Source organism: Clostridium sp. LS, assembly GCF_002760435.1.
Lineage (GTDB): Bacteria > Bacillota > Clostridia > Clostridiales > Clostridiaceae > Clostridium.
Genome location: NZ_AUUU01000054.1, coordinates 1 through 19,984, shown reverse-complemented (window position 1 = coordinate 19,984; position 19,984 = coordinate 1). Strand labels below are relative to the sequence as shown.

The following is a 19,984-nucleotide window of genomic DNA, read 5'->3' as shown; positions in this document are numbered from 1 at the left end:
ATGAAAGAATAGTATATTTAATATAAATAATAATTAGGGATGGTTTTATGAAAAAAACAATAGGAGTACTTGCACATGTTGATGCAGGAAAAACTACATTTTCAGAACAAATACTTTATCATACTAACAGCATAAGAAACCGAGGACGAGTTGATCATAAAGATGCATTTTTAGATAGTCATAACATTGAACGACAGAGAGGAATAACTGTATTTTCTGATCAAGGTGTTTTTGAATTTAAGGGTTCTACATATTATTTAGTTGACACTCCAGGGCATATTGATTTTAGCACTGAAATGGAAAGAGCAATTGCAATTATGGATTATGCAATAATTATTGTAAGCAGTATTGAGGGTGTACAGGGACATACTAAAACCGTATGGAATTTACTTAGAAAATATAAAATTCCAACAATGTTTTTTATTAATAAATTGGATAGAATTGGTGCAGACAAAGAAAAAGTAATTAAAGAAATTAAAAGAGATTTAACTAAAGATGTTTGCTTAATTGATTATGATCTTATTGACTGTAATTGGAATTGCAAAGATGAAAATAATAAATTAAATGCTGATAAAATTAATTTTAGTGATGAACTAATTGAAATTATAAGTGAATATGATGATAATCTTTTAGAAAAATATCTTGAAGGAAATTATGATTATGAGCTTTGGTTAGATGTATTAATAAATTTAATAAGAGAAAATAAAATATTTCCATGTTTTGGTGGCTCAGCACTTCAAGATGAAGGAATAAAAGAATTCTTAAGTGCTTTTGATAAACTTACCTGTACTAAATATAATGAAAATGGAGAATTTTCAGGAAGGGTATATAAAATTAGACACGACGAAAATGGAAATAGGATAACCTTTATTAAAGCATTAACAGGAACATTAAAGGTTAGAGATGAAGTTAGTTATGGTGGAGAAATTGAGGAAAATAATAGTTCGTTTAGCGAAAATAACGTTGCTCAGAGTTATATGAATAGAATTACGGAAAAAATAAACAGTATTAGAATATATAATGGAAGTAAATTTAAAACTGTTGATTGTGTAAAAGCCGGTGATTTATTTGCTGTTTCGGGAATTTCGAGGGCACTACCTGGTGATGGAATTGGTGCATTAAAGGAAAAAACTGATTATGAAATGATTCCTGCGTTAATATCTAAGGTTATTTTTGATAAAGCATGTAATGTGCGGGAAGTTCTTAGCTATTTTAAAGTTTTAGAGGCACAAGATCCTGCTTTAAATGTGGTTTGGAATGAAATATTACAAGAAATACATGTTCATATAATGGGAATAATTCAATTGGAAGTTTTAAAAGAAGTTGTAGAAGAAAGATTTAATTTAAAAGTAGACTTTGGACCATGTCAAATTCTCTATAAAGAGACTATAGCAAAAGAAGCAATAGGCCGTGGTCATTTCGAACCATTAAAACATTATGCAGAGGTACATTTAAAACTTGAACCATTGCCTAGAAATAGCGGGATAGTTTTTGAAAATAAGTGCCACAGTGATAATTTGTCATTTGGAAATCAAAATTTAGTTAGAACTCATATTTTTGAAAGAAATCACCATGGACTTTTAACTGGTTCATCCTTAACAGATATTAAGGTAACACTTCTAACAGGAAGAGCTCATAACAAGCACACTTGTGGAGGAGACTTTAGAGAAGCGACCTTTAGAGCATTAAGGCAGGGACTTGAAAAGGTTGAAAATATATTACTCGAGCCGTATTATAAATTTACCATAATTGTTTCAAGTGATTATATAGGAAGGGTATTATCGGATATACAAAAGTTAAATGGTACTTTTGAGCCAGCAGTAATAGATGAAGATAAGGCAATCATTAATGGTAGAGGACCGGTTGCAACTTTTATGGACTATAGTATGGAGGTTGTTGCGTTTACCAAGGGAAAAGGAAGTATAAGCTTAGTATATGATGGATATGATATTTGTCACAATAGGGATGAAGTAATTAAAAGTAAAGAATATAATAAAAATGCTGATATTGAATACACATCAACATCTGTTTTCTGCTCTCATGGGCAAGGTTACTTAGTACCTTGGGATAAAGCAGATGAAGCAATGCACTGCGATGCAGAATAAACAGAAATGGTGTTATTATGCTTGGGGTTACAGGAGGATATAATGAAATATAAATTTAAATATGAAAATAACGAAATAGAATTTAACATTATTCGAAGAAAAAGAAAAACCATTTGTATTAAGATTGAAGAAGGTGGGGAAGTAGTTGTTATTGCACCCTTGAAAACTAGCAGGGAGTATATTTTGCTGGTTGTAAAAAATAAAGCCCAGTGGATTTTAGAAAAGAAGAAAGAAGTAGAAGAGAGAGGTTATATAAAAGTCAAAAGAGATTTTACTCTGGGAAGTACTTTTATGTATTTGGGAGAGGAGTATCCATTTGAACTAATATATGATGAAAAGAAAAAAAAAATATCTATAGAATTAATTAATAAGCTTGCATGTGACTATGATAGAAATATATCTGCTAATAGGAATACAAAAATGGAAAACTCCAAGCAAGAGTCTTCATTTAATAAAAATACATTTATAATAACTACAAATACATTAGATGAGGAAAGACTAAAAGTTGCCTTCGAAAAATGGTATAGGACAAAAACCCTTGAAATTGTGCAGAAAAGAATAGATTATTATTCAAATAATTTTAAAGATAAGGTGACTGCAATTAGAGTAAAGGAACAAAAAAGAAGATGGGCAAGCTGTACTGGAAAAAATGCGATTTTATTTAATTGGAGAATAAGTATGGCAAGAGCTGATGTATTAGATTACATAGTTGTTCATGAAATGTGTCATATGGATCATAGGAACCACTCGAAATACTTTTGGAATAGAGTAGGTGAAATAATGCCTGATTATAAAGAAAAGCATGAATGGCTTAAGAAGAATGGAATGAATTTATACTTGTAAATTTTTTTAAGGTAGCACACGTAAAGTGGCTGCCTCTTTTATTATAGTACCGGAGTTTAAAAATCTTCAAATTTTATAATAGCATTATTTTGCCATATGTGCTAAAATATAATTAATAATAATTATTTGGTAATATAATTAATTCGAATATATGTTTTATATGAAAACTATATAGAAAATCAAAATTAAGTATTATTTTTACAATTTTATTAATACTAAAGATTGAAGGAGGAATTTTATGAAAAAGAGATTAGGGATTGTATTAATTATTTTATTTATGGCGGTAACTTGGATATTCTGGTTAATGGTGCAGCCAACTAGAACAATATCATCAATGACAGGATATTCGCAGCTATTGGCAGCATTTGCTCTAGTGGCATTTGCATTTATAAATTTTATTTCTACAAGGCACGGAATATTAGACAATTTATTCGATGGATTAGATAAATCGTATATTTACCATAAATACTTGAGTATATCAGCACTGATTTTAGTAGTTATACACAATATAACTATAAGCATAGGAAAGAGTGATGAAAGAGCCTTGGGAATAAAAGGTGTGAGAGATCCTTATGCAATGTATGGAACTTTTAGTATGTATTTATTTATAATCCTAATAATAATCGCTCTTGTTGCAAAAAAACTTAACTACGAAAGATGGAAAGTAATTCATAAATTAATGATTATACCATATGCTATGGGCATTTATCATTATTATGGAAGTGCAACTTATAATGTATTTTCTATAGAGCCTTTTAGCATATGGTTAGATACTGTAAATTTAATTGGAATTTTATCTGTAATTTATAGTATTTTCTTTTATGAAAAAACTTCTTTTAAATATAAGTATAAAGTTAGCACGTTAGAAAAAGTTGCTAATGGAACATTAGAAATTACAGGTACTGCATTAGGAAAAGATATGAATTTTAAGCCTGGCCAATTTGCATTTCTAAAAATATTAGATGGCAAAAATAAGTTTCTTTCTCATCCATTTACTATAAGTCAGGCGCCTAAAAAAGGGGAACTGCAGTTTACAATTAAGGCTTTAGGAGACGACACAAAGGAGCTTTTTAATTCCCTCGAAATTGGAAATGAATTTGTAGTATCTGGACCACATGGTAAATTTAATTATGAAAATGGTGAACAAAATCAAATATGGATTGCTGGTGGAATCGGAGTAACACCATTTAGAAGTTTTTCTCAATCTGATATTAATAAGAATTTCTCTATAGACTTTTTTTATGCTTATAATAATAATGAAGAAGGTGCATATGTTGACGAATTGCAGTCTATAAGCAGAGATAACTTAAGAATTCATTTATTTAATTCTAAAGAAAAAGGATTTTTATCTGTGGAAGAAATAACTAAGCATGTTAAGACAAAAGATAAAGTTGATGTTTACTTTTGTGGTCCTAAACCAATGAGAGATAATTTGATAAAACAATTTAAAGATAGTGAGTTAAATGTGTCTAATTTTTATTTCGAACATTTTCAATTTAAATAAGTAGATGAAAAGTATTGATAAAATATAAATGGCATTTTCTATATGAAAAATTATTGTAATTATTAGTTTAGAAAATGCCATTATCATTCTAATTTATATTTCTACAACTCGTCTATTTATTTTAAATCCAATATTGTCTTCGATTTCTTTTAAATCTCTCATATTTTTAGGATCTACAAACATACATGTATAGCCACTTTCACCAGCTCTTCCTGTTCTGCCTATACGGTGTATATAACTTTCTACATTTTCAGGTATGTCGTAATTATAAATATGGGTTATTCCATTAATATCTAAGCCCCGTGCAGCTACATCGGTAGCAATTAAATATTGTATATCTGCATTTCTAAATGATCTCATTATTCGCTCTCTCTTATTTTGAGGAATATCGCTATGCAGCTTTATACAATTGTATTTACGATTATGCAGAATTAACTCGAGTTCATCAACTCTTCTTTTAGTCCTACAAAATATTATGGCCATAAATGGGTTATCTTCATCTAATACTTTACATAAAGAATCTCTTTTATTTCTATCTGTTGTTTCAACCACATCTTGCTTAATTGCATTTAATATAATTTCTTCTTTCTGAATAGAAACAACAGCTGGCTCATTCATATATCTATAAGCTAATTTTTTTACAGCAGAATCCATTGTAGCGGAAAAGCACAGCATTTGCTTTCTCCTAGGTATTACTTTCATAATTGCTTCAACTTCATTTTTAAATCCCATTAATAGCATTTGATCAGCTTCATCTAGAATAAATGTATTAAGATTATTTAAAATAATAGATTTTCTGTTTAAGTGATCTAGAAGTCTTCCAGGAGTTGCAATAACTAGATGAATATTTCTATTTAATTTATTTAATTGTGATCCAATATCTTTTCCACCATAAGCAGCAAGGATATTTATATTATTTGATTCGTTCAATTTATTAGCTTCATTAGTTATTTGTATTGCGAGTTCTCTCGTTGGAGTTAGTATTAGAGTTTGAATATTATTTAATTTTGGATTGATTTTTTCAAAAATAGGAAGTAAAAAAGCAAGAGTTTTTCCAGTTCCTGTTGCAGCTTCTGCAATTACATCTTTTCCTTGAGCGATTATTGGTATACTTTGCTCCTGAATTGGAGTAGGACTTGTGATTCCGGATTTTTCTAATATGCTACTTAAATCGTCACTTATACCTAATTGTTTAAAATTCATTTTTTTCATGCCTTTCTTATAAGTATATTTATAATTAGTTTAATTATTTGATATTTTCTTAAGCACTATTCTTTATAATATAGTTTTTGATAAATAAAAGTCAATCAAAATGAAAAAAATATGTTTACAAAATAGAAAAATATGATAAATTAGTAATAAGAAGAAATACACACTAATAATATAGGAATACTGAATTAAAATATTGAATTAATAATTTAATGTTCAGAAAATTTTGCATAAAAGTAAGAATTGACAGTTGATTTTATAAATATGTCTTAATATAATTAAATGTAGAGAGAAAGGTAGGATATGGTGGTTTTATGAAGATTTCGACAAAAGGTAGATATGGATTAAGAGCTTTAATTGATGTTTGTATATATTCATCATCTGATATGGTAACAGTAAAAAGTATTTCAGAAAGGCAAGATATATCAGAAAGATATTTAGAGCAAATTTTTTCTTCACTTAGAAAAGGTGGAATAATCAATGCAAAAAAAGGAGCACAAGGAGGTTACTTTTTAGCTAAAAGTGCTAGAGAATTTACAATTGGAGACATTTTAAATGTTCTAGAAGGTGATTTGCTTTTAATTGATATTGAAAAGGATGATAATGAAATAGAAAGCTTCATGAGTGAAAACTTATGGAATGTTATTAATAATAAAATAAGTAATTTCTTTCATTCTATTACATTAGAAGACTTAGTTAATGATTACAAAAAATTTAACAAGGAAGATATGTATTATATCTAGATATTAAAACTTACTTAAGGCACTAAAATTATATTATTATGTGTCTTAAGTAAGTTATATTTTATGTAAATGCCTACTGCTATTGTAGGCTTTTTAATTATAGTTTAATACTTTTTAATTTATTTCTTATTTCAAACATTTCTGTTTCGAGAACATCAATTTTTTGATCTAATATTTGTGTACTTCTTTCACTAGTCACTCTTGATTTTTCATCTAAAAGCCTGTCTATATCCGCCATGATTGTTAGTAATTTTTTAAATAAATCATAAGCCGTTTCCATAATAATCAAATCCTTTCCGAAATATTATTGCAAATTAATTAATACCTAGATATTAAATAGTTTATTCATGAATTGAAATAAAGTTTCCCTTTAGTTTTGAAAAGAAGTTAAAATGTTAGTTTTTTAAAATTAACAAAGATAATATCATTAAAAATTAATTGGGTTAATTTACATAAAAAGAGATTTATTATTGAAAAAAAGCTCTTGCATTTTTTATGATAGTATGTTATCTTTTTTATAAGATAAATAAAGCCAGCGATAAGAATAGTAGATAATAAAGCTTAGTGTAAAGAGAGTTCGATATTTTGGTGAGATTCGAATACTGTAGATATTATTGAATGGGTCTTTGAGGTGACATCTTGAAATAGCTTTAAAGTAGGGATGTACGGGAGTCAGCCGTTAAAATGACAGGATATAGTTTAGATATTAGGTAGTACTTACATTTATGCGTCTTTATGTAAATACTTTTTGTATAATATCTTCATAAGTATCTGATAATATATACATTAGGTGGTATAGCGAATTGTTACATTTCGTCCTAGTTTGGATGGGATGTTTTTTATTTATAGAATTATATTATATAATTTTTTTCTATAATAAATATTTTATAGTTTTGATTTGAAAAAAATTTATCATTTAGATGTTAAATTAAATCGGAAATATAAATTCGCCATTACTATAATATCACTTAATTATTATTTGAATTTGGGTGGCATAGCGAGTCACTTCGTCCCAATATTTAGGATGAAGTGGCTCTTTTTTTGTATAGAAAATACTAAAGAAGGATGATTCTTAAATAATCAGCAATTACTAATGGAATGCTAAATAAGTAAAATAATAAAAAATTGAGACTCGTAATTATATTTTTAAGAAAGATTGACTTACTTATATTTAATAAGTAAGTTGAACCGGACAATGTATTAAATGGAGTCTCACTTTAGGAGGAAGGATTATGATTAATATTTCAAAAGAAAGTTTTTATGAAAAAAAGAAATCGGAATATGTATTTTCTTTAATAAGTGAATTTAGAGGAGATGAAATAACTCCTATAAAAATTTTCGACGGATTTAAAGGAAGTAGAAGATTTATATTTGAAAGCGGAAGTAAAGAGAATTACTTTGGAAGATACTCATTTATGGGAGAAAATCCTTATAAAGAAATTTGTGGAGAAGGCCAAGAGGAAATAGATGAACTTAAAAAAGAAAGCCACATTAAATTCGATTGTAGTACTAATTCATTTTCTTTTAAAGGTGGAGCAATAGGATATATGGGATATGATTCCATACAACTTTATGAAAAGAAGCTTAATTTTAATAATAAAGATGAGTTAAAAGCTCCAACAATAAGATTTAATTTTTATAATAGATATATTTGTTATGATCACTTTACTCATAAAGTTTATATTATAGACAATATTTTAAAAAATGATAATAGGGAATACGATGAAATAATAACGTCTCAATATGAATATATTAATAGTCTTCTTTATAAACCAACATTAACTGAACCATCAGTAGAAAAAAAGGATATTTCATTTAGATTCCATACATCTAAAGAAGATTTTGAAGAAAAAGTAAGAAAAGCAAAAGAGCATATTTTAGCGGGTGATATTTTTCAAGTTGTGTTATCCCAAAGAATGACTTGTGAAACTGAAAAGTCTCATCTTGAAATTTACAGAAAACTTAGAGAAGAAAATCCATCCCCTTATATGTACTTAATAGATTATGATACTTATCAGGTAATTGGATCTTCACCAGAAAGCCTTGTATCAGTAAGAGATGGAAAAGCAATTACAAATCCAATAGCTGGTACACGAAAAAGAGGTGAAACACCAGAAATTGATAATGCTTTAGAAAAGGAATTAATGGAAGATAAAAAGGAATTAGCAGAGCATGTTATGCTTGTTGATTTGGGAAGGAATGACATTGGAAAAGTAAGCAAAATAGGTACAGTGAATGTTAGTGATTTTATGAAAATAGAAAGATTTTCACATGTAATGCACATAACTACCAAAGTTGTTGGGGAAATAAAAGATGATTTAGATGGATTTGATGCTTTAGCAGCTTGCCTTCCAGCAGGTACAGTGTCAGGTGCTCCTAAAATAAGAGCAATGGAAATAATTGAGGATCTTGAGGATTTTAAAAGGGGAATATATTCAGGGGCAGTTGGATATTTTTCGTACGGTGGAAATATGGATATGGCTATAGCTATAAGAACACTTATATTGCAGGATAAAACGGCTTATCTTCAAGCAGGAGCAGGAATTGTTTATGATTCGGTTCCAGAAAAAGAATTTGAAGAAGTTCAAAATAAACTAATGGTTTTAAAGGAGGCTTTAAGATGATAGCTTTAATAGATAATTATGATTCTTTTACTTTTAATTTATATCAATATTTAAGTGAATTTGCAGAAACGAAGGTTTTTAGAAATGATGAGATTACCATAGAGGAATTAAGAGAATTAAATCCAAAAGGTATAGTTATTTCTCCAGGTCCTGGAGTTCCAGAAGATGCAGGAATTTCTATAGAAGTAATAAGAAAATTAGGAAATAAGATTCCGATTTTAGGAATATGTCTTGGACATCAAAGTATTGCAACAGCTTACGGGGGTAAAGTTATTAGAGCAAACGAAATTTTTCATGGTAAAACATCAAAAGTTCTAGTTAAGGGAAAAGATATTTTTGAAGGAATTCCAAGAAAATTAGATGTTATGAGATACCATTCATTAATAGTTGAAAATAGTTCTCTTCCAAATTGTCTTGAAGTTTTAGCATTAACTGTAGAAAGTAATGATATTATGGCTCTTAAGCATAAAGAATACAATGTTTTTGGACTTCAATTTCATCCAGAATCAATATATACACCTAAAGGAAAACACATGATTGGAAATTTTGTGATTAATATTTGTAATGATAAATTAGAAAATTAAAATAAATCAAATATAACTGTTAATTGTTAACTCTAAACTGTTAACTGAATAAAGGGGGGCTTTAAAATGATTATAAATGAAGCAATAAAAAAATTATCAGCAAAAGAAGTATTAACAGAAGATGAAGTAAGAGACGTTATAAATCAAATTATGAGAGGTGAAGCAACATCTGCTCAAATCGGAGGTTTCTTAATTGGTCTAAGAATTAATGGGGAAACACCAAATCAAATTTTAGGTGCAGTTAAAGCGCTTAGAGATAATGGTGTTAAAGTGGAAATAGAAAATAGAGAGCACTTGATTGATACTTGTGGAACAGGCGGAGATGGCTCAAAGACTTTTAATATTTCTACAGCAGTAGCAATAATTGCAGCTAGTGGTGGAGCAAAAGTTGCAAAACATGGTAATCGTGCAGTATCAAGTAAAAGCGGATGCGCTGATGCCCTTGTAGAGCTTGGCATAAATATTGATTATGATGAAATTCAAAGTAAAAAAATTATCGAAGAAAATGGAATGGCATTCTTATTTGCACCAAGGTATAATGGAGCAATGAAAAATGTAGCAAAGGAAAGAAAAGAACTTGGAACAAGAACAATTTTTAATTTACTTGGTCCTCTTGCAAATCCAGCACCAATTAGTGGACAACTAATGGGGGTATATGATGGGGCTTTAATAGAAACGATTGGTGAAGTTTTGCTAAATCTTGGATTAGAAAGAGCAATGGTTGTTCATGGTGATGATGGTTTAGATGAAATAACTACAACAACTACTACAAGTGTATGTGAAGTTAAGGCTGGAAAAATTACAACCTATAAATTAGATCCTGAAAAACTAGGAATTAAAAAGGCATCTTTAGAAGATATTAAAGGTGGGGAAGCAAAAGAAAATGCAGAAATAATAATAAGCATCTTAAAAGGTGAAAAAGGTCCTCAAAGAGATATCGTAGTTGTAAATGCTGGGGCTGCACTTTATGTTGCGAAGATTACAGATTCATTAGAAGATGGTATTAAGAAAGCAGCTGAACTTATTGATTCAGGAGCTGCCTATAAAAAATATGAGGAACTTTCAAATCTGTAAGTTGCATGATTGATTTACGATAAATAATTAAAGAGGTGATATTTTTTGATTTTAGACGATATTGTAGCAAAGAAAAAAATTAGAGTAGAAAAGAGAAAAAAGGAAATACCAATAAAGGAATTAGAAAAGCAAGCGCTAGGAAAAGTAAAAGATGAAAGAGAATCAAATTATATAAATCCCTTTAAAGCTGCTTTAAAAAAAGAAGGCTTGTCTGTGATTGGGGAATTTAAGAAAGCTTCTCCTTCTAAGGGTGTAATTGTTGAAAATTTTAATATTAAAGAAATATTAAATTATTATACTTACATGGGAATAGATATATTTTCTATTTTAACAGAAGAAGATTTCTTTTTGGGGTGTGATGAATACCTAAAGGAAATAAGAAAAATTTCATATATTCCGATTCTCCGCAAAGATTTTGTGATTGATTTTTATCAAATCTATGAGGCAAAAGTTTTAGGGGCAAATGGTATTTTGCTAATAGCTAGTGTTCTAGGAGAGAAGTTAGGAGAATTTTATAAAGAAGCAAAAAGATTTAATTTAGAGCCTTTAGTAGAAGTTCACAACAAGGAAGAACTTGATTTAGCTCTTAAATTTGATTGTGAGATTATTGGAATAAATAATAGAGACTTAAAAACTTTCAATGTAACTTTAGATACTACAAAAGAACTAATTAAATATATACCACAAGACAAAATAATCGTTGCAGAAAGCGGCATCATGAGTATTGAAGATTTACAAATGATAAAGGAATATGGGGCAGATGGGGTTTTAATTGGAGAATTATTTATGAGAAAAATAGATGATTCAGAGTTTAAAACTAAATATAAAGATTTTAGAAGTAATAAGTAGTCTTTCTTAGGAGAAAATAAAATATTAGATTACGAGAGGATTTAATATGATTCAAATTAAAATTTGCGGAATAACTAATGGGAATGAAATTGAATATATAAATGCTTTAAAACCAGAATATATTGGATTTGTTTTTACAAAAAGCAAAAGACAAGTAACTGGTGCAAAAGCAAAAGAGTTATGTAGTAAGTTAAACAAGGAAATCAAAACTGTTGGAGTATTTAAAGATAATTCAATGGAAGAAATTCTTGATGTTCTTGAGGTAGTATATTTAGATGCTGTTCAGCTTCATGGAAAAGAAGATGAAACTTTTATTATTGAATTAAAGAAGAAAATGAATGGTTCTATAGAAGTATGGAAGGCATTATCCATAAGCAATATCGAAAATATAAAAAAATACATACCCAATAAAGATAATTCATTAATAGATAATTTACTCATTGATGGAGATAACCCAGGAAGTGGTGAAATATTTAGTTTAGAGGATATAAGTAAATTATTTAAAGAAAATTCTAAATTAGAAGGCCGTTTTTCTAATCAATATAACTTCTTTTTAGCTGGCGGAATAACTCCGGAAAATGTTATTGAAAGGGTAAAAAAGGCAAATCCAATAGGTGTTGATGTTTCATCAGGCGTTGAAGTTGTTGATGAAAGCGGAAATAGAACTAAATCTTTTGATAAAATGAAAGATTTTATTGAAAATGTAAGAAAAATTTAAAAATAGAAGTCGATTTTAACTGAAGTAAGAAAGGTTGGAAAAATAATGAATGGTAGATTTAATGAATTTGGGGGACAATATGTTCCTGAAACTGTAATGAATGCTTTAATTGAACTTGAAGAAGCATATGAGAAAGTTATTGATGATAAAGAATTTATGGAAGAATATATGTATAATTTAAATTATTATACAGGTAGACCAAGTCCACTTTATTATGCTGAAAATATGACGAAAGACTTAGGCGGTGCAAAGATTTACTTAAAAAGAGAAGATCTAAATCATACAGGTGCTCATAAAATTAATAATGCTTTAGGACAAATACTCCTAGCTAAAAGAATGGGGAAAAAGAAAGTTATAGCAGAAACAGGTGCAGGTCAGCATGGTGTAGCAACAGCAACAATAGCAGCAAAATTTGGAATGGAATGTAAAGTATTTATGGGTGAAGAGGATATAAAGAGACAGGCTATGAATGTTAAGAAGATGGAACTTCTTGGCACTGAAGTAGTTCCGGTTTTAAATGGAGTAAGAACTTTAAATGATGCTGTAACTGAAGCAATAAGATATTGGGCAGCAAATGTAGAAGATACATTTTACGTTTTAGGAACAGCTGCTGGTCCTCATCCATACCCAACTATGGTTAGAAATTTTCAAAGAGTTATAGGTGATGAAGCAAGAAAACAAATTTTAGAACTTGAAGGTAAGCTTCCAGATTATATTTTAGCTCCAATCGGAGGTGGAAGTAATGCAATAGGAATATTTTATCCATTCATTAAAGATAAGGAAGTTGCTCTTATTGGAGTTGAAGCAGCCGGCAAAGGTATTGAAACAGGAGAACATGCGGCGACTATTACAAAAAGAGAAAAAGGAATTTTACATGGAATGTTAAGTTATGTACTTCAAGATAATGATGGTGGAGTTCTTGAAGCATATTCAATATCAGCAGGTCTAGATTATCCAGGTGTTGGACCTGAACATGCATATTTAGCAGATACAAACAGAGCTGAATATGTAAGTATAACAGATGAAGAAGCTGTAAGAGATGGATTCATGTATTTAACTAGAATTGAAGGAATAGTTCCAGCACTTGAATCTTCACATGCAGTAGCATATGCTAAAAAATTAGCACCAACACTAGGTAATGATAAAATTATAATCATTAATATTTCAGGGAGAGGAGATAAAGATATGGATGCTGTGCTTGCATATCTGGGTGAGAAATAATGAATAGAATTGATGTATATTTTAATAAAGTCAAAGAGAATAATGGGAAGGCTCTTATACCTTTTGTAACATGTGGAGCAGATTTTACAGTTGAAGAAACTGCCGATTTAGTAATTGAATTAGAAAAAGAAGGAGCAACTGTAGTGGAAATTGGAATACCTTTTAGAGACCCACTTGCAGATGGTCCAGTAATACAAAATGCATATACTAAAGCTATTGCTAATGGAACAAAAGTGAAAGATGTATTTAAATGTGTAGAATTAATAAGGGGAAAATCAGAGGTGCCTGTTGTATTAATGGTTTACTTTAATGTTGTTTATTTTAGAGGAATTGAAAACTTTATTAGGGAAGCAGCTGAAAGTGGTGTGGATGGTCTTATAGTTCCAGATGTTCCATTAGAAGAAAGAGGAGAAATAATTAAAGCTTGTGAAGAAAATGGATTATATTTGATCCCATTGGTAGCTAGAACATCAAAAGATAGAATTGCAGCTATAACTAAAGATGCAAAGGGATTTGTATATTGCGTTTCAACAAATGGGACAACTGGTGAAAGAACTTCATTAGATAGCGGGACACATGAATACTTAGAAGAGGTAAGGAAAATTGTTGATATACCAATGTGCATAGGTTTTGGAATTTCTTCAAAAGAAGTAGTACAAGAAGTTAAAGATTACTGTGATGGGGTAATAGTAGGTAGTGCTATCGTTAAGAGAATGCCAGAAGGTAAACAAGCTGTTATCGATTTCGTTAAAGATTTAAAAGAAGGATTTAATTCATAATTTAAATTTTTAAATGAATCTTCTGAAAGTTATCAAGAATACTCTAATTGGGGAATTTTGAGTAGAGAATAGTATTAAAATATTGGCAAAAATGCAAATAGCATAAATATAAAAGAGGGCTTTTGATAATAAATATAAATCAAATTTGAGGTGATCTAATGGGGATTAATATAGTTACAAAGGGGATAAAAGATATTGAACTTATTAAACCATTATGGGAACAGCTTAATTCTGTTCACTTAGAAAAATCAGTTTATTTTAAGCAGAGATTTGAGAATTTCACCTTTGACAAAAGAATGAAATCAATTATACAAAAGGCTGATGGGGAAAATATTAAGCTTGATATTCTGCTAGATGATGATAGTGGTAAATATACAGGATACTGTTTAAGTGCCATTGACGATGGATATGGAGAAATAGAATCCATATATATTGAAAGAGACTATCGTAAATTTGGTCTTGGTGGAAAGCTAATGGAAAGTTCATTAGATTGGTTTGAGTCAAATAATATAAAAAATATTAAGATTAATGTAGTTTATGCTAATGACGATGCTCTGCCATTTTATAAAAGGTATGGATTCAATATTAGTAACTATGTTTTAAAGAATGATAATTTTTAATTAAAGCCAGTGATAAGAATAGTAGGTAATAAAGATTAGTATAAAGGGAATTCGGAAGTTTAGTGAGATTCGAATACTAAATTATTATTGAATGGGTCTTTGAGGTGACATTTTGAAATTTATTAAAGTAGGAATGTACGGGAGTCAGCCGTTAAAATGATAGGATATAAAAATAGTTAATATGATATTTTTCTGTGATTACTTGCAAGTATCTAAGGAACTTAATTTTATTTGTAACTCTATTTTTAAATCTGTAAAGTATATGTTAGGTGGCATAACGAGATTAAAACATTTCGTCCTATAAGGGATGAGATGTTTTTTTTATTTATATTGGAGGTTAGTTATATGAAAATTCTATTATTAGATAATTATGATTCTTTTACATTTAATGTTTATCAGTATTTAAAAGAAATGAAAAATGAAGTGATTTGCATTAGAAATGATAAGATTTCAATTAAAGAAATAGAGGAAATGAATCCTAATATTATAGTTATTTCCCCAGGTCCAGGAAATCCCAAAAGTGCTGGTATATGTTTAGACGTAGTAAGATATTTTAAGGGGAAGATTTCAATCTTTGGGATTTGTCTAGGTCATCAGGTGATTGGAGAGGCTTTTGGTGGAAATATTATTCATGCTAAAGAATTGTATCACGGAAAGACATCAAAGATTTTTACAAATTCAAAGGGAGTATTTGAAAATTTACCTAATGAATTTATGGCAACCAGATATCACTCTTTAGTTATTGAAAAGAAAACACTTCCTGATTGCTTTGAAATAACGTGTCAAACTATTGAAGGTGAAATAATGGGAATAAAACATAAAAATTATAATATTGAAGGTGTACAGTTTCATCCTGAATCAATAATGACTGATATTGGAAAGAGTATTCTTTTGGAATTTTTACATCGTAGTGAAAAGTTAGTCAGAGGAGATTTTATTAATACTAATAACAGTATAGAAGATGAGAATGTAATCAAAATTAATGAGATAAATAGAGTAAAACCAATAGAAATTAAACAGCATGCTTTCAAATTTGGTTTTAAGAATGACTTTTTAAGCATATTTGAAAGTATAAGGGCTAACTATGGTGATTGCAGCTGTACCATTTTAGATTCTGTAGATGGACCAACTACTGATTGCGGGAAAAGCTATATAGGGGTATTTCCCCAATATGAGTTGATTGTCTCAAATGGTAGAATGAAAATAAATACTGATAATAGACCTATATATGATATATTTATTGAAAATTTCAAAGACCAATATGATATTAACGAAGAAGATTTTAATTTAAAAGGACGAAAATTTTCAGATATTTATCCAATAATATCAGCAATTTTTAAGGAAACAAAGATGCATGATATGGAAGTTAGTTTTAGTAATGGGCTTATAGGGGTGTTCTCGTATGAGTACTTACATTATATTGAGGAAATTAGTAATAAAAATCAAAGTGTATTAAAATTTCCTGATATTCATTTAAAATATTTTTCAACGATTTTGCAATACGATAAAAATACATCAGAACTAATCGTTATTAACAATGAAATTCCTGGAGTAAAAAATGTAAGTATAGATATTGAAAAGATTTTAGTTCAAGAAGTTAGTATAACTGATAATAATACTCATAATAATGGTATTTATAATAGTAAATTTGAAGAATTTTCCAATACTACTAAGGAAGAGTTTTTATATAAAGTAGCCAAAGCAAAACATTATATTAAGGATGGAGATATATTTCAAGTACAAATAGGACGAAGGTTACATTTAAAGAAAAATATTAATCCATTTTCAGTATATAAAAAACTTAGAAGATCAAATCCAACTCCATATATGTTTTATTGGGAGAATAAAGATTATCAGTTAATTAGTAATAGTCCAGAATTACAGTTAAAGGTTGAAAATGAGAATGTAATAATTAGGCCTATTGCTGGTACTTCAAAAGGAAAAGGAAAAACTAAAGAGGAAGCAAAGATATTAAAACAAGAATTAGAAAATGATCCTAAAGAGCAGGCTGAGCACATAATGTTAGTTGATTTAGCTAGAAATGATATAGGAAGAATAGCTGCAGCAGGAAGTGTTAAAGTTTCAGAATTAATGAAAACGGAGGAATTTTCTCATGTATATCATCTAATAAGTAATGTTGAGGGGAAAGTTCTGGGCAAAATTAACACCATGAAATTGTTTGAATCAACTTTTCCAGCAGGTACTCTTACTGGCGCTCCAAAAGTAAGGGCAATGGAAATAATTAATGAATTAGAAAATGAAGAAAGAGGGCCGTATGGCGGCGCGTTTGGATTTTTTGAGTTTAATGGAAATATATTAAGCTCAATTATCATAAGAACAATTTTGAGAAAAGGTGAAAATTTATATTTACAAGCTTCAGCTGGAATAGTTGCTGATTCCAAGGATTATTTAGAATGGAATGAAATACAGCATAAAACAGAAACTATTAAGCAAGTGTTAGGTATGACGCAAGACTAATAGGTAAAATATAAAATTAGAAGGATGTTGATTATTATGAAATGCGAGAATTTAGAACAAGTAAGAGAAAATATAGATATTATTGATAAGAAAATAGTTAAGTTAATAGCTGAAAGAAGTACATATGTTGTACAAGCAGCTAGTTTTAAAAAGAATTCAGACGAAGTGAAGGCGGCTGAAAGAGTGGAAAAAATTATAAGCAAGGTGAGAGATTTAGCTAATGAGTACTGTGTAAATCCAGATATAGTTGAAAAGATTTATAGAGAAATGATTAGCTCATTTATAAATTTTGAGTTGGCTGAACAGAAGATATTAAGTCAAGGGGAGGATATTTAATATGGCATTTGAATTATCTACTGTAGTACCATGGGGAAGAACATTAGAGGAATATAAAAATATGTTTAACTTGAAAGAAGAGGAACTAAAAAAAGCTATAGCCAGTTTTGGGGATGGACCTGCAAGCTTTAATTTTGAAATGACTAAGTTAAAAAACAATGTTATATCCTTTGATCCGATTTATCAATTTACTAAAGAACAACTACTAAATAGAATTCAAGAAACAAAGGGAATTGTAATGCAGCAAACGAAAGAAAATAAAGATAATTTTGTTTGGGAGACCATTAAAAATTTAGATGAATTAGAAAAAATGAGAATGGGAGCTATGTATAATTTTATAGATGACTTTGAAGAAGGAAAGAAAGAAAAAAGATATATTACCCATGAACTTCCTAATAAAACTAATTTTGCAGATAAGCATTTTGACATAGGTCTGAGCTCGCATTTTCTACTATTATACCCTGAACTGGGATTAGATTTTCACATAAAAGCTATTGATGAAATGCTTAGGATTTGCAAAGAAATTCGAATTTTCCCTATACTAGATTTGGATGCTAAAGAATCAGTTATCTTAAAACCTATAATAGAAAATTATAGAAAGAGTTATAGTGTGAAGATAGAGAAAACAAATTATATGTTTCAAAAGAATGGAGATAAAATGTTAGTTATAAAGAATACTAATTAATCATCTAAGAAAAATATGCAGTTAATATGGTGGGTCTAAGCAGTAGCCTTTTAGTAAGTATGCCCTTAAGTTTTTCTTTGACCATAAGCTCAATTAGAATTGCAACAGCAACAATAAGTAAATCCTTAAGTATAAATATGGATAGAAACCGTCGCTGCAAGAGGGAATATGGGTATTTATTCCTATTACAGTTATTAAATGCAGTGTACCAATGATATAAAATGTGCGTATGAAATAATATAAACATGTCTAGCCAATGATATATTACAATGATATAATTTTCTGGAAATGAGGTGTTTATAATTTATGGCAAAAAAAACTAGTAGAAATACAGATATTTTGAAAGATACTAAAAATACAACTTCTCCTAAAATATATTCATTATTAGTTGAATTAGTAAACAAGGATAGAGAAGACTTAGCTGAAGATGTTTTGAAGATAGATTATCTATTATCTTATACTAGTAATTGTATTAAAGATAAGGATTATAAGGAAGCAAAAGATACAATGAAAATTGCAAAGGCAAGAATTGATAAATTGAAGGAGAATAATTTTAATGTAGATTATTTAGAATATCTATATGATGGAATCAATTCTAAAATAAAGTAGGAATTTATTTTGTAGATATTTTATTTCTTATAGTTTATACGTATAGCTATTAGTGTTATAATTAATTAAATTTCATTAAATAATTTAATGAATAAAATAAATATGAAAAGTGAGAAGAACAAATGAGATTTGAAAAACTTGAAAAAACCATAAACAAATTAGATAACGATATTGAAGCTTTACGAAGAGTGAAGCAATATTTATCAAATAAAGATGAGATTAATGAAATAAGTGATTTACTTAACAAGGAAAGACAGGTGTATGCAGATGAATTATACCTTGGTGATGCTGCAGCATATACACAATGCATAGAAATTATAAAGGAATTTCTAAATAAAGAACTAAATAAAGATGAGCAAATTAAACTATTGGAAGATATAAAAGAGATACATGGGAGAAAGTCACCGAATGTTAGTAAGAAAAGCCATGGACTAAATGCATGGCTTAAGTTTCTTGATGCTCAATGTGAATGGATTGAAAATTCAAATAGCGATTGGTCAATATTAATTATAAATGGATTTAATCCAAGAAATAATAATTAAAATAAGCTATGATTAAAATGAGTTTTTGTGTTTGCAAAAGCTTATTTTTTTATTTAAATTGTTCGATCAAAATATAAGTAATTTTTATGCATTAGTAGTATTGATCAAAGCTTTAGAATTATTACAGGGAGTATACCTAGTGGTAAATGATTTTTTTAATTCTAAGGAAAGTTAAAAGAGATTTAAAGTTATATAATATTTCTTTTATTAGATTATATCTATAAACAACTATAGCAAGTGTATCTCTATGCATAAAGCGTAGTAAAATGCAGGATTAGCATGAAATATATTTTTAATTAAATTTTATGGTATAATTTAAAATTGTTTGGGCATCTTAAAAATGATAAGATGAAACACGTCGCTAAAAGAAATAAGTAATACAACTTAAATTCGATAATATCCTTGAAAAGAGGATAAAAGTTTTTTTGAAGAAGTTGTTGACAGTATTCAATAGTGATGTT

Annotated in this window: 19 protein-coding genes; 17 read left to right on the top strand and 2 right to left on the bottom strand. The window is 28.7% G+C overall.

All coding sequences use genetic code 11. The features are described from left to right. Positions 1–47 precede the first annotated feature (47 nt). The 3 genes from COL3_RS14125 (at position 48) to COL3_RS14115 (ending at position 4,452) form a co-directional block, all read left to right on the top strand. Positions 48–2,105 (top strand): TetM/TetW/TetO/TetS family tetracycline resistance ribosomal protection protein, encoded by a 2,058-nt coding sequence (locus COL3_RS14125; RefSeq protein ID WP_008418050.1) that lies wholly within the window; start codon positions 48–50, stop codon positions 2,103–2,105. 42 nt (positions 2,106–2,147) lie between these two features. Beyond that, positions 2,148–2,948 carry a SprT family zinc-dependent metalloprotease gene (locus COL3_RS14120; RefSeq protein ID WP_008418051.1) on the top strand — a complete coding sequence of 267 codons (801 nt, stop codon included), beginning with the start codon at positions 2,148–2,150 and terminating at the stop codon, positions 2,946–2,948. 238 nt (positions 2,949–3,186) lie between these two features. Next, positions 3,187–4,452: a ferric reductase-like transmembrane domain-containing protein gene (locus tag COL3_RS14115; protein WP_008418062.1), complete on the top strand. Its 1,266-nt coding sequence runs from the start codon at positions 3,187–3,189 to the stop codon at positions 4,450–4,452. 93 nt (positions 4,453–4,545) lie between these two features. On the opposite strand, the gene COL3_RS14110 is transcribed toward COL3_RS14115, so the two are convergent. Continuing rightward, complete coding sequence (locus COL3_RS14110) at positions 4,546–5,655, bottom strand: DEAD/DEAH box helicase (RefSeq protein ID WP_008418068.1); 1,110 nt, start codon at positions 5,653–5,655, stop codon at positions 4,546–4,548. 320 nt (positions 5,656–5,975) lie between these two features. Between COL3_RS14110 and COL3_RS14105 the strand changes: the two genes are divergently transcribed. After that, on the top strand, positions 5,976–6,404 hold the full coding sequence (locus COL3_RS14105; RefSeq protein ID WP_008418070.1) for an Rrf2 family transcriptional regulator: 429 nt from the start codon (positions 5,976–5,978) through the stop codon (positions 6,402–6,404). 97 nt (positions 6,405–6,501) lie between these two features. Here COL3_RS14105 and COL3_RS14100 read toward each other — a convergent pair whose 3' ends face one another. Then, a complete protein-coding gene (locus tag COL3_RS14100; RefSeq protein ID WP_008418078.1) occupies positions 6,502–6,684 on the bottom strand; it encodes a hypothetical protein in 183 nt (60 codons plus the stop codon). A gap of 952 nt (positions 6,685–7,636) precedes the next feature. Here COL3_RS14100 and trpE point away from each other — a divergent pair. The 13 genes from trpE to COL3_RS14035 all read left to right on the top strand — a co-directional run bounded on the left by trpE (position 7,637) and on the right by COL3_RS14035 (position 19,523). Then, a complete protein-coding gene (gene trpE / locus COL3_RS14095) occupies positions 7,637–9,028 on the top strand; it encodes an anthranilate synthase component I (RefSeq protein ID WP_008418081.1) in 1,392 nt (463 codons plus the stop codon). Then, positions 9,025–9,612: an aminodeoxychorismate/anthranilate synthase component II gene (locus COL3_RS14090; RefSeq protein WP_008418083.1), complete on the top strand. Its 588-nt coding sequence runs from the start codon at positions 9,025–9,027 to the stop codon at positions 9,610–9,612. Before trpE ends, COL3_RS14090 begins: the two co-directional genes overlap by 4 nt. 69 nt (positions 9,613–9,681) lie before the next feature. Then, the gene (gene trpD, locus COL3_RS14085; RefSeq protein WP_180277944.1) at positions 9,682–10,686 is read left to right on the top strand and encodes an anthranilate phosphoribosyltransferase; all 1,005 of its coding nucleotides are present in this window, start codon (positions 9,682–9,684) and stop codon (positions 10,684–10,686) included. A gap of 45 nt (positions 10,687–10,731) precedes the next feature. Then, on the top strand, positions 10,732–11,535 hold the full coding sequence (trpC, locus tag COL3_RS14080; RefSeq protein ID WP_008418086.1) for an indole-3-glycerol phosphate synthase TrpC: 804 nt from the start codon (positions 10,732–10,734) through the stop codon (positions 11,533–11,535). A gap of 46 nt (positions 11,536–11,581) precedes the next feature. Continuing rightward, positions 11,582–12,253 carry a phosphoribosylanthranilate isomerase gene (locus COL3_RS14075; protein ID WP_008418088.1) on the top strand — a complete coding sequence of 224 codons (672 nt, stop codon included), beginning with the start codon at positions 11,582–11,584 and terminating at the stop codon, positions 12,251–12,253. A gap of 45 nt (positions 12,254–12,298) precedes the next feature. Then, on the top strand, positions 12,299–13,474 hold the full coding sequence (gene trpB / locus COL3_RS14070; RefSeq protein ID WP_008418091.1) for a tryptophan synthase subunit beta: 1,176 nt from the start codon (positions 12,299–12,301) through the stop codon (positions 13,472–13,474). Continuing rightward, complete coding sequence (gene trpA, locus COL3_RS14065) at positions 13,474–14,253, top strand: tryptophan synthase subunit alpha (protein ID WP_008418093.1); 780 nt, start codon at positions 13,474–13,476, stop codon at positions 14,251–14,253. The genes trpB and trpA overlap by 1 nt, the downstream gene beginning before the upstream one ends. 158 nt (positions 14,254–14,411) lie before the next feature. After that, positions 14,412–14,873, top strand: a complete 462-nt coding sequence (locus COL3_RS14060; protein ID WP_008418095.1) for a GNAT family N-acetyltransferase — start codon at positions 14,412–14,414, stop codon at positions 14,871–14,873. A 345-nt stretch (positions 14,874–15,218) separates the two neighbouring features. Further along, complete coding sequence (locus COL3_RS14055; protein ID WP_008418096.1) at positions 15,219–17,351, top strand: chorismate-binding protein; 2,133 nt, start codon at positions 15,219–15,221, stop codon at positions 17,349–17,351. 36 nt (positions 17,352–17,387) lie between these two features. Next, positions 17,388–17,687 (top strand): chorismate mutase, encoded by a 300-nt coding sequence (locus tag COL3_RS14050; RefSeq protein ID WP_008418097.1) that lies wholly within the window; start codon positions 17,388–17,390, stop codon positions 17,685–17,687. Position 17,688: 1 nt separating this feature from the next. After that, positions 17,689–18,372, top strand: a complete 684-nt coding sequence (locus COL3_RS14045; RefSeq protein WP_008418099.1) for a hypothetical protein — start codon at positions 17,689–17,691, stop codon at positions 18,370–18,372. 306 nt (positions 18,373–18,678) lie between these two features. Then, positions 18,679–18,981 carry a hypothetical protein gene (locus COL3_RS14040; protein WP_008418104.1) on the top strand — a complete coding sequence of 101 codons (303 nt, stop codon included), beginning with the start codon at positions 18,679–18,681 and terminating at the stop codon, positions 18,979–18,981. Between the two features lie 122 nt (positions 18,982–19,103). Then, a complete protein-coding gene (locus COL3_RS14035) occupies positions 19,104–19,523 on the top strand; it encodes a hypothetical protein (RefSeq protein ID WP_008418106.1) in 420 nt (139 codons plus the stop codon). Positions 19,524–19,984: the final 461 nt, after the last annotated feature.